The organism is Synechococcus sp. H60.1, from assembly GCF_047462335.1.
GTDB lineage: Bacteria > Cyanobacteriota > Cyanobacteriia > Thermostichales > Thermostichaceae > Thermostichus.
In genome coordinates this window covers 15817-27103 of record NZ_JANSJA010000245.1, presented here as the reverse complement: position 1 = coordinate 27103, position 11287 = coordinate 15817, and the positions used below count along the sequence as shown (strand labels likewise).

The 11287-nt window shown below is 59.8% G+C and carries 7 protein-coding genes; 2 read left to right on the top strand and 5 right to left on the bottom strand.

Translation table 11 applies throughout. The annotated features are described in order from the left end of the window. Positions 1-141: 141 nt before the first annotated feature. The 4 genes from fmt to NW852_RS11715 all read right to left on the bottom strand — a co-directional run bounded on the left by fmt (position 142) and on the right by NW852_RS11715 (position 5112). Positions 142-1110: a methionyl-tRNA formyltransferase gene (gene fmt / locus NW852_RS11730; protein WP_414426767.1), complete on the bottom strand. Its 969-nt coding sequence runs from the start codon at positions 1108-1110 to the stop codon at positions 142-144. Positions 1111-1135: 25 nt separating this feature from the next. Beyond that, positions 1136-1837: a hypothetical protein gene (locus NW852_RS11725; protein ID WP_414370289.1), complete on the bottom strand. Its 702-nt coding sequence runs from the start codon at positions 1835-1837 to the stop codon at positions 1136-1138. Positions 1838-1913: 76 nt separating this feature from the next. Further along, a complete protein-coding gene (gene mgtE / locus NW852_RS11720) occupies positions 1914-3314 on the bottom strand; it encodes a magnesium transporter (RefSeq protein ID WP_414370291.1) in 1401 nt (466 codons plus the stop codon). A gap of 73 nt (positions 3315-3387) precedes the next feature. Then, positions 3388-5112, bottom strand: coding sequence for an electron transfer flavoprotein (locus NW852_RS11715; RefSeq protein ID WP_414370292.1), 1725 nt, complete (start codon positions 5110-5112; stop codon positions 3388-3390). Positions 5113-5480: 368 nt separating this feature from the next. On the opposite strand from NW852_RS11715, the gene NW852_RS11710 reads away from it, so the two are divergent. Continuing rightward, positions 5481-6851: a DUF2079 domain-containing protein gene (locus tag NW852_RS11710; protein WP_414370293.1), complete on the top strand. Its 1371-nt coding sequence runs from the start codon at positions 5481-5483 to the stop codon at positions 6849-6851. A 229-nt stretch (positions 6852-7080) separates the two neighbouring features. Then, on the top strand, positions 7081-9123 hold the full coding sequence (locus NW852_RS11705) for a PhoX family protein (RefSeq protein WP_414370294.1): 2043 nt from the start codon (positions 7081-7083) through the stop codon (positions 9121-9123). 92 nt (positions 9124-9215) lie between these two features. Here the strand turns inward: NW852_RS11705 and ilvD are convergent, their stop codons facing one another. Further along, positions 9216-10913: a dihydroxy-acid dehydratase gene (gene ilvD / locus NW852_RS11700; protein ID WP_414365872.1), complete on the bottom strand. Its 1698-nt coding sequence runs from the start codon at positions 10911-10913 to the stop codon at positions 9216-9218. Between the last annotated feature and the right edge of the window lie 374 nt (positions 10914-11287).

Genomic DNA, 11287 nt, shown 5'->3' with positions numbered 1-11287 from the left:
AACTGCTGCAGATCCCGGTTTTGGATCACCTCATTCTCGGCGGCGGCCAGTTCCTTAGCCTGCGCCAGCACACCCGCCTGTGGGAGGAGTTTCCCCAGCCGGAGTAGCACCCCCAGCCCCTCTCCCACGGGAAGAGGGGGGCTAGGGATCCGGTAGCGCCTCAAAGCGCATGCCCACCCTGAGTTGGCCGCCGTTGACCAAGTCCCAGGCCGACTGTTCTTTCCTGCCGGGCAGTTGGGCCCGCCGGATGAGAAGGGATCCCTCGCCGGTAGCCACATACACCCCTTCTCCTTTGGCCAGTCCCACCACTTCTCCGGGGCTGCCCTGGGGAAGAGGGTCGGGCGGTGGATGCAACTGGGGAGCGGCAGAGCGGACAATCTTGATCCGCTGCCCCTGCAAGCCGGTAAAGCAGTCGGGAGAAAAGGCGCGGATTTGGTTGTGCAAGGCCTGGGCTGGGCGCCGCCAATCGAGCTGGAAGTCCTGCTTTTTAAGGAGGGGGGCATAGGTGGCCCGCGAGTCATCCTGGGGAATGGGGGTGATCTCTCCTTTTTCTAGTTTCACCAGGGTTTCCACCAGTAGCTCGGCCCCCAGTTGGGCCAGTTGGGAGGCCAGTTCCAGCCCAGTCTGCTCTGGCCCAATGGGCAGCTTGGCCTGCAGCAAGATGGCTCCCGTATCCAGGCCCTCGTCCATGAGCATGGTGGTGACGCCGGTCTCGGTCTCGCCGTTGGCAATGGCCCACTGGATGGGGGCAGCGCCGCGGTAAGCCGGCAGAAGGGAAGCGTGGACATTGACGCAGCCCAACCTGGGCATCTGCAGCACCGCCGGCGGCAGGATTTGGCCATAGGCCACCACCACAAACACATCGGCAGCCAGCGCCTCTAGCGCCGCCAGCACCTCCGCATCCCGCCGCAGCCGGACAGGCTGCCACACCGGGATCCCATGGGCTTGGGCAAGGACCTTGGTGGGCGGCGGGAGTACCTTCTGCCCTCGTCCCTGCGGCCGATCCGGCTGGCAGACCAAGCCCACTACTTCAAAGAGAGGCTGCCGCTGCAACAGGAGCTGCAGCGAGGGCAGAGCAAACTCCGGCGTGCCAAAGAAAACAACCCGCATGACCGACCCCTCTGAGCCCTGCCCTTTAGTCTAGAGGGGTAGGGGAAGGGGGGGAGGGCTCGCCAGTGTCAGGCGCTGGAGAAGGAAAGGGAGAAAGTCTGGCCGGGGGGGCCTGCCAAAAGGCAGGCTGTTTGAGATCGAACTCTTGGCTCCAGGCTGGAAAGAAAGCGCCCAGCTTTTGCCCGGAAAGCCGCAGCCGCTGCACAAAGGCCCATTCCAGGCGGGTCAAGACCCGCCGCACAAAATCCTTGGCCCAAGCCGGATCCGGAACTTCCGCAGCCTGTAAGTTCACCTGTAAGAGGCCCAGCTTAGGATGCAGATGAACACGGGTCTGGATCCCTTCTGGGCGCAGCAGGTAGCTGAGCACGTACTGGATGGCCTCCACATCCCCCTGCTGGGCACGGTACAGAGGGCTATTGGGGTTAGGCGGCGGCTGGTAGCGCCACTCGCGGTGCCACTCCGGGATCCCTTCGTTGGGGGGAAAGCCGAACAGCTCCACCTGGCAGTGCCGGTGGGTCAGCGCCAGTTGCTCCAGGGTTGGCAAGAGGCGCTGCAGCAGCCAATCCGGATTGGGGAGGGGATCCCCCTCCAGGCGCAGCAACAGACGGTGGCCGGAAAGACGCGCCTGCACCTGCAGATGTCCCAGCCCCAGGGATCCCAGGGCTGCTTGCAAGCGAGCCACGATCTCCGGCAGAGCCGCCTGGACATCCACAGAATGGGCAGACACCGACAGGGATCCGCAACAAGACCAGATCCAACCTAGCCCAATTTCGGCAAGGGCTTGGAGGGGTTGGCGGCTAGGGCTAGATTCCCAGGATTAAACGGGCAACGTAGAAGTAGATCAACACCCCCAGCACGTCCACAATCGTGGTGATGAAGGGGGCGGCCATCAAGGCCGGATCCAGACCAAAGGAGCGAAACAGAAAGGGTAGCCCCGCCCCTGACACCGAAGAGAGAACAGAAATCCCAAATAGGCTTAGCCCAACGATGACCGCCACCAGGAGATCCCGCTGCAGGGCATAGGCCCAGCCGATGCTGATCAAGCTGAGCATGATCCCCAGCATGGCTCCCACCACTGCTTCCCGGGCCAGTACCCCCAACCCGTCCTTGAGGCGCACCGCTGCCGTGCTCAGGCCGCGAATCACCACCGTCGAAGACTGGGAGCCGACGTTGCCGCCGCTATCCACCAACAGTGGGATAAAAGCCGCCAGGGCGATCACCTGGCTTAAGACTTCTTCCTGGCCGGCAATAATCGTGCTGGTAAAGGTGTTGGTAAGCAGCAAAATCAGCAGCCACACCACCCGCTTGCGGGCTGCCTGCCAAAAACTGAGGTCGAAATAGTCATCTTCTCCAGACTGCAACCCCCCCAAGGAGTAGATGTCTTCGGTGGCCTCTTGCTCCACGATGTCCAGTACATCATCTACCGTAACGATCCCCACCAGTCGCCGCTCGGCATCCACCACCGGCACCGCCAACAGGTCGTACCGCTGGATGACCTGCGCCACCTCTTCCTGGTCGGTGTGGGTGCTGACGAACACCACCTCCCGGCTCATCACCTCCTCCAGCCGCTGGGCCGGATCGGCCATCACCAACTCCCGCAAGGATAGGGTTCCCGTCAGGTGTCGCTCCTGGTCGGTGACGTAGAGGTAGTAGATGGTCTCGGTTTCGCGGGCCAAGAGGCGCACCCGCTCCAGTGCCTCGGCTGCCGTCAGGTTCTCTCGCAGGGAAATGTACTCCGGGGTCATGATCCGCCCCGCGGTGTTGGGGGCATAGCCCAGCAGCAGGGCCGTGGCTTCCCGTTCCTGGGGGCTGAGCTGGGGCAGCAGTTCGGCAACCACCTTGGCCGGCAGCTCGTCGAAGAGGCGGGCCCGGTCGTCCGGCGACATCTTGTCCAAGATGTCCTGGATCTCGTGGCTCCTGAACTCGCGCAGCAGCGCCTGTTGCAGATCTATGTCCAGGTGTTCGTAAACGCGGATGGCCAGATCCTTGGGCAGCAAGCGAAAGGCCAGAGCCTGCTGCGCCTCCGGCAACTCCCCGATTACCTCGGCAATGTCCACCGCTTGTACGGGCAGCAGGAGAGATTTGGCTTGTTCCAAGTTGTTTTCCCTTAGGGCCAAGCTGAGCTGGCCACGCAAGAGCTCACAAAATTGCTCGCGGCTCAACTCAGGGCTGGGGGCGGGTGGGATCAGCGGGGCGGAATTCAATGGCTGCACTCCCTGCAACTCTAGCTTTAACTATGCCAGCAAAGCTGAGTCTGTGCTCCCTGCCCCCGTTTTCCTAGAGCCCATAAAAGTCGGGGCCGGATCCCTCGTAGCTGGGGTTAACCCGCAGGTTGAGGTGGGGACAGACGATCTCGCAGGTGCGGCACTGGATGCAGTTTTCCAGCGACATGGCGTGGGAGCGGATCCCATTGTGTTCGCGGATGTGGTGGACTTCTGCGGTGCAGTCGGCCACGCAGGGGGTAGGGCGGTTTAGCTTGTCGTAGGTGGCAATGCACTGGCGGCAGGTGTCAGCGCTGAACTCAAGGATGTGGCGGTTGCCTTCCGGGTAGCGGGGATCGGCAAAAAAGACGGCATCTGACCGCGAGAAATAGCCCCATCGCGTGGTCAATGCTTCAGGATCCAGACCTAGGGGGGCCACAAAGTCCGCTTGGATGGCGGCATGGGGAGCAACATACCCCCGTGGGGGCGGCTCGCCGGCGCTGACCCGTCCCGTCAGCAGCGTGTAGGCGCGCAGGAGTTCCCCGCCGCGACGCACGGGATCCTGCAGGCCCCAGCGCAGGGATCCCAGCCAAGGGTGGCCGGCATCGACGCTGCGGCAGATCTGGGGCAGGTATTCTTCCAGCAGGCGGGAGTTTTCCAAAAAGGCTTCCCGAAAATAGCGGCTGCGGTAGAGATCTTGCCCCACCGAGCTCTCCATCACGGCTTTTTGGTAGGCCTCTTGAATGCGCAGATCCCCTTTTAAAAAGCCGTCGTGAATGAGGCCCGCTGCCAGGTAGCCGGTCTCCATGGCGTTGTTGATCCCGGCCAGGCTGCCCACATCCAGCACCCCCAGGGCATCCCCCAAGAGCAAGGCCCCTTCAACGCCAAAGCGGCTGGGCAGGCTGTAGTAGCCCCCCTCAGGAATGACGGCGGCCCCGTACTTGAGCAACTTGCCACCGGCAATCAGGGATTGGATCCAGGGATGGGCTTTGAACTCCTGCAGGCGCTGCTGCGGGTTGAGGTTGGGATTTTTGCTGTCGAGGCCGATGATGAGGCCCAGGGCCAGGCGGTTATCTTTGAGGCCGTAGACAAAGCCACCGCTGAAGCTGCCATCCAAAACCGGATAGCCCAGGGTGTGCCACACCTGCCCCTGCAGCGAGCGAGGGATCTGCCACAGCTCTTTGACCCCCACCGACCACAGTTGCGGCCGAGGGCGCAGGTGAAACTTCTCGACCAGGTCTTTGGAGATAAATCCCTTGTCGCCAAAACAAGTGAGCTCGGCAAAGACGCAATCTTCGTAAACTTGGCCGGAGTCGCTCACCCGCACCCCAATGACTCGCTCCCCCTCATAGAGGATCTCGTGGGCGGCAAAGCCGGGGAATACATCCAAGGTAACGTTGGGGATCCCTTTGGCCTTTTCCTGCAGGGTTTCGGCCAGCCAGCGGATGACATGGCTAAGGGTGAGGAGGAACTGCCCCTGTTTGCGCAACCCCTTTGGGATCGCCGCTTCCGGCAGATCCCAGCGCTCTTGGGATCCCAGTACGCTCAGGTGGCTCACTTCCACCCGCCCCTCGTGGGGAAATCCTTGGCTCTCAAAATCCGGGAAGAGCCTGGCGATTACCTGGGGATTGCAGATGGCGCCGCTGACAATGTGCCCGCCGAATTGCCGGGCTTTTTCCAAGATGGCGATGGAGATCTTGAGCCCCGAGAGCTTGGCCAGATCCAAAAGGCGATGGGCCAGGATCAGGTTGGAGGAGCTTCCTCCCACCAAAAGCAGGTCATAGCGGATGGCGTCACTCATGCAGAATTCCCCACGCAGCAGCTCTGGAGAGTCTGCCCGTATCCTAGAAAGGAAAAGTGGAAAGATCCCAAAACTTTAGACCTTCTCAAGCCTTTGGGCGTTCTCCCTGCGCTGGCCAACCCCAGCCTCTTGCCTGGCTTGGGCAGGGATCCCCACTTCCTGCAATTTTTCCAGCTAGCTGGATTCGAGCCTCTCTTGCCAGAGAAAAAGGGGCTGTCTTTGAGCTGGCTTGCGGTATTGCCGCTAGCTGGCAGAGCCTGGATTCTACGCTAAGCAAGTTGTAGGCGGCAATGAAGGAACATCCTCTGTCCAAGTCTTTCTTGGCGACGCTGGTTGGAGCCTTCTTTGTTCTTTTAGGCTGCAGCGTTGTGCGGCACCACTTGTTTCAGTCGGGAGGGTATGATCTCGGTATTTTCGACCAAGCTGTTTATTTAATCAGCCGTGGTGAGGTTCCTTTTTCTACTATTCGCGGGATCCACATTCTTGGGGATCACGTAGCTTTTATCTTGTATCCTCTCAGTCTCTTGTATCGCATTGTTCCCTCTGTATATTGGCTGTTTGGCATCCAAGCTCTGGCACTAACGCTGGGAGCGCTGGCCGTTTACCATCTGGCGCTCCAAGCCGAGATTGATTCTGACAGAGCAAGAACAATTGCCGCTGCCTATCTTCTCTACCCAGCCATCTTCAACGCCAACCTTTTTGATTTTCATCCAGAAGTGTTGGCTGTTCCCCTTTTTTTGGCAGCTATACTCTGTGTTCGCTCTGGCAAGTTGTGGGAATTCTTGCTGTGTTTGAGCGGTATCCTCGGCTGCAAGGCGGTGTTGTCTCTCAACGTCATTGCCCTGGGAACTTGGCTGTTGCTCTTTGAAAGCAGACGAGTTGAAAAGCGCTGGCAACGGCGCTGCCAAGTGGCCGGCTGGCTTGCCATAGCGGCAGGGTCGGCATGGTTTGGCATGGCTACTTTTTGGATTATTCCTCACTTCAGTGGCAGCGAGCCGGCAGCCGTTTCTCACTATAGCTATTTGGGCAGTTCTGTTCCTGAAATTATCCAAAACTTGGTTCTCAAGCCAACATTAGTCCTGGGCAAGGTCTTCTCTCTCGACACCCTATTCTATGGATTTTTGTTAGTCATCCCTGTGGCTTGGGGCCTCTCTTGGCGCCACTGGGATCCCTGGATCCCTGCCCTGCCAACCCTGGTGCTGAATATACTTTCTAGCAATCCTGCTTATCGGGATCTGGTGCATCAGTATGCATTACCTGTTGTTCCTTTTCTCTTTCTAGCTGTTATCGAAAACGCGAAAGCAGTCCCCTTTTGGTTTTGCCCCGTCAAAAGCAGAAAAGCAGCGCTAGCCTGGTCTTTGCTGGCTTTTTTAGCCCTGGCAAAATACCCCTTTTTCGGCTCCATCTATCTTCAGTCTCTTGACACTTGGCAGGCCACTCGCGAGGCCCTTGCCCACATCACCACCCAAGGGGGTGTCCTTACCACCCACGAGATTAGCCCCCACCTCACCCACCGGCAAGTTATCTACTTTACTGATGAGAGCCACTTCAAGGGATCTCCCCCCCAACAATGGGATCCCTTTGACTACGTTTTGCTTAACAGTCGCCATCCGGGGTGGCGCAGCAGCCCAGAGTTCTCCCAAACCCTGCTTGCCGCTTTACAAAAAGAAACCTCGTTTCAGCTTCTCTACCATCGCGATGGGGTGTATTTGTTCTCTAGGATACGACAAGAACCTTAAGCCTAGCCGGAACAAGTCAAAGACAAAGATCAGAAAGCAAAATTCCCTGTAGTTCAACAATTTGTTAAGAAATCATTAGCTCAACCTAAAGAAATTCTTCATATCGATGAAGCTTAACCTAGTCTTGGCCTCTTCTTAACTTCTAGGTACTAGTTTTGGAGCGCCTATCCCAATGCGTGAAGTCAGTAACGCAGGGAATCGACAAGACAAGAGAAGGGGAGAACTCAACGTGAATAATCCGCAGGGTTCTAGGCTTCGTCATGGGGACGAGCCTCTGTGCAATCATTCGCCCAACCCCACCTTTAGCAGCATCCTAGAAGCCCGCCTGCAGCGGCGCCAAGTGTTGCAGGGGGGCATTGCCGCAGCAGTGGCCACCTTTTTTGGCCTGCCGGCGCTCAACAACGCCAGTAAGTCGGCCAAAGCGGCCAGCGGCAGTGCCTTGCTGGGTTTCAAGGCAATCCCCGTGAGCGCAGAAGACAAAGTGGTGGTGCCGGAAGGCTACACTGCCCGACCGCTGCTGGCCTGGGGTATCCCCATCACCGGCACCTACCCTGAGTTTAAGCTGGAGAACACCGGCGCCGAGCAGGGGATGCAGGTGGGCAGCCACCACGACGGTATGCACTTCTTCCCCATTGAGGGGAAGGATCCCTGGCAGGGCAGCTCCACCGAGGGCCTGTTGGTGATCAACCACGAGTACGTGGAGCCGCGCTTTATGCATGCCGCCGCCAAAGGACAACAGCTCAACGATGAGGGGTATCCGGTCAACCCCGACGGTAGCCGCGATCCCGACCAGGTGCTCAAGGAGCTGAACGCCCACGGGGTGAGCATTGTCCACATCAAGCGGGAGGCGGACGGTAACTGGACTGTGGTGCGGGATCGCCTCAACCGCCGCATCACCGGCCTCACCCTCATGGAGATCCAGGGCCCGGTACGGGGGTCTGACTTCGTCAAGACCAAGTTCAGCCCCGATGGCACGATGACACGGGGCACCTTAAACAACTGCGCCCACGGGGTTACTCCCTGGAACACCTACCTCACCTGCGAGGAGAATTGGGCCGGCTACTTCGTTAACACCAGCAAAGGGCCGGATCAAAAGCCCAACCTGCCCCGCGAACACAAGCGCTATGGCGTGAGCACCGAGACCTCCCGCTACGGCTGGGAGCTGGCTAGCAACAAGGCCGACGAGTTCATCCGCTTCAACGCCACCCCCACCGCTGCCGATGCCACCCAGGACTACCGCAACGAGCCCAACACCTTTGGCTGGGTGGTGGAGATCGATCCCTTTGATCCCAGCAGCAGGCCTAAGAAGCGCACAGCTCTGGGCCGCTTTGCCCATGAGGGCGTGGTGTTCCAGCCGCCGGTGGAAGGACAGCCGATTGTGCTCTACATGGGGGACGATGCCCGCTTTGAGTACATCTACAAGTACGTCTCGGCGGAGCCCTACCGCAAGGAGACGGCAGGCGGCCACCTGCTGGACAACGGCACGCTGTATGTGGCCAAGTTCAACGAAGACGGCACAGGGGAGTGGATCCCGCTGCTGTTTGGGCAAAACGGCCTCACCCCCGAGAATGGCTTCACCAGCCAGGCGGATGTACTGGTGAACACCCGCACCGCGGCAGACTTCGTCGGCGCCACCAAGATGGATCGGCCCGAATGGGGAGCAGTGGATCCCAAGACTCGTATGGTCTACTTCACCCTAACCAACAACAGCAAGCGGGAACAAGACCAGGTGAATGCCGCCAACCCTCGTCCCAAAAACCAGTGGGGTCACATCATCCGCTGGAAAGAGATAGGCAGTCCCCAGTCCACCCGCTTTGAGTGGGACATCTTCGTCCTGGCCGGCCCACCCGGAGATAGCCGTACGCTGTCAGGACAGCCTCTCAACGCCGACAACATCTTCAACTCTCCCGATGGGCTGTGGTTCGATGCCAGTCGTCGCCTCTGGATCCAGACAGATTGTAGCGAGAGTAACCTCAACAAGGGAGATTTTGCCCAGTTCGGCAACAACCAGATGCTGGCTGCCGACCCGGATACGGGAGAAATTCGTCGCTTCTTGACCGGGCCGATTGGACAGGAGATCACCGGCGTGGTTACCACTCCCGACCAGCGCACCATGTTCATCAATGTCCAGCACCCCGGCTCCACCACCAGTGCCGAAGACTTCGCTGCCGGCAAGATTGCTTCGCGCTGGCCTGACTACGACGACAACATCTATCCCCGCTCGGCGGTGGTGGTGATTACCAAAAATGACGGCGGCATCATTGGTACCTAGTTGGCGCCGAAGCCGTCAACTTAACCCAGCGGCAGGGATCCCTGCCGCTTTTTCCTGCAAGAGTTACTCCCCTCTCCCTGAGGGAGAAGGGCCTACTCCCACAAGTTCAAATCGGTCACCGCCCCCAGGCTGCTGCTGGAGACGAGCTTGGCGTACTTGGCCAAGGTGCCCCGTTTGTAGCGAGGCTCGGGGGGAACCCAGCGGGCGCGGCGGCGGGCCAGTTCTTCCTCGCTAACATGCAGGTGCAACAGACGAGCGGGGGCATCGATGGTAATTAAATCCCCTTCTTCCACCAGGGCAATGGGGCCGCCTACGTAGGCCTCAGGCGCCACATGGCCCACCACCATGCCGTAGGTACCACCAGAGAAGCGGCCATCGGTAATTAGCCCCACGCTATCTCCCAAGCCAGCGCCGATGATGGCCGAAGTGGGGGAGAGCATCTCCCGCATGCCAGGGCCGCCCTTGGGGCCTTCGTAGCGGATCACCACGACGTCCCCTGGTCGAATTTGGCCAGCAAGGATAGCCTGCAGACAGGACTCCTCCGAGTCAAAGACCCGCGCCGGCCCCGTGATCTTGGGTGTCTTGACGCCGCTAATCTTGGCCACTGCCCCTTCGGGAGCAAGGTTACCTTTGAGGATGGCTATGTGCCCTTGGGGGTAAAGGGGGCTGTGCCAGGGGCGAATCACCTCTTGGTCAGGGCTGGGCTCGTCCGGCACGTCCCGCAGGACTTCGGCAATTGTCTGGCCGGAGATGGTGAGGCAGTCCCCGTGCAGCAAGCCGTGGTTGAGCAGGATCTTCATTACTTGGGGGATCCCGCCAGCCCGGTGCAGATCGGTGGCAACAAAGCGGCCCGAAGGCTTGAGGTCACAGAGAACAGGTACGCGGGCGCGGATGGTCTCAAAGTCATCCAGCGTCAGGGGCACCTCTGCGGCGTGGGCAATGGCCAAAAAGTGGAGCACGGCGTTGGTGGATCCCCCTACGGCCATGATGACGGAGATGGCGTTCTCAATGCTCTGGCGGGTGATGATGTCGCGGGGCCGAATGTTGGCTTTAATGGCCTCGGCCAAGACCTTGGCCGATTGGGCAGCGCTTTCGGCTTTTTCTTCATCCTCTGCCGCCATGGTAGAGGAATAGGGCAGGCTCATGCCCATGGCCTCAAAGGCGCTGGACATGGTGTTGGCGGTGTACATGCCGCCACAGGATCCGGCACCGGGGCAGGCGTGGCGCTCCACCGCCAGCAGCTCTTCCTCGGAGATGTGCCCGGCGCTGTACTCCCCTACCGCTTCAAAGGCGCTGACAATGGTGAGGTCACGGCCATTGTAATGCCCCGGCTTGATGGTGCCACCATAGACAAAGATGGAGGGCACGTTGAGGCGGGCCATGGCAATCATCGCCCCCGGCATGTTTTTGTCGCAGCCGCCAATGGCCAAGAGACCATCCATACTCTGGCCGTTGACCACCGTCTCGATGGAATCGGCAATCACCTCCCGCGACACGAGGGAGTACTTCATGCCCTCGGTGCCCATGGAAATGCCGTCGCTGATGGTAATGGTGCCGAAGATCTGAGGCATGCAGCCGGCCTCCCGCAGGGCAGCTTCGGCTCGCTCGGCCAGGGCTTGGATGCCGATGTTGCAGGGGGTAATGGTGCTGTGGGCGTTGGCGATACCGACGATGGGCTTGCCGAAGTCCTCATCGCGAAAGCCCACTGCTCTAAGCATGGCGCGGTTGGGGGAGCGCTGCACCCCCTGGGTGACCACTTGGCTGCGCAGCGGAAAAGGAGAGTTGGCCATCATTGGTAAGAAGAAACAGAGAAAAGTGAGCAGGGAAAAGAATGGGTAGAACTCATCCTACCGCTTTTCCCAAAGGCAACCGTAACCCTCCTGACAAGAGGGATCCGGCCAAATCTGAAGCAACTCTGTAAGTTCTCGGCACCTGCGCCGAGAATCGGCCAGCCTACCTAGTAAAGGGGATCCCAGATTCCAATTGCGTCAGCGGGACGCAGTCCTTGCCCTCCGGTTCGAGATACAGAAGCCAGGAACCTCTTGTTCCGGCGTTTCCTCTTAGGTGTCAGTGAAGCCGCGTATGGTTCTCAGCTCTCCTCCCTCCCCCGCCGCCGTGCCCAGCAGCGCCGAACGGGAGATGGCGCGGGATGTGCTCACCCTCT

Coding starts and splice junctions, on each gene's coding strand:
- fmt (WP_414426767.1), bottom strand. CDS start 1,110: ATGCGGGTTGTTTTCTTTGGCACGCCGGAGTTTGCTCTGCCCTCGCTG.
- NW852_RS11715 (WP_414370292.1), bottom strand. CDS start 5,112: ATGAGTGACGCCATCCGCTATGACCTGCTTTTGGTGGGAGGAAGCTCC.
- ilvD (WP_414365872.1), bottom strand. CDS start 10,913: ATGGCCAACTCTCCTTTTCCGCTGCGCAGCCAAGTGGTCACCCAGGGG.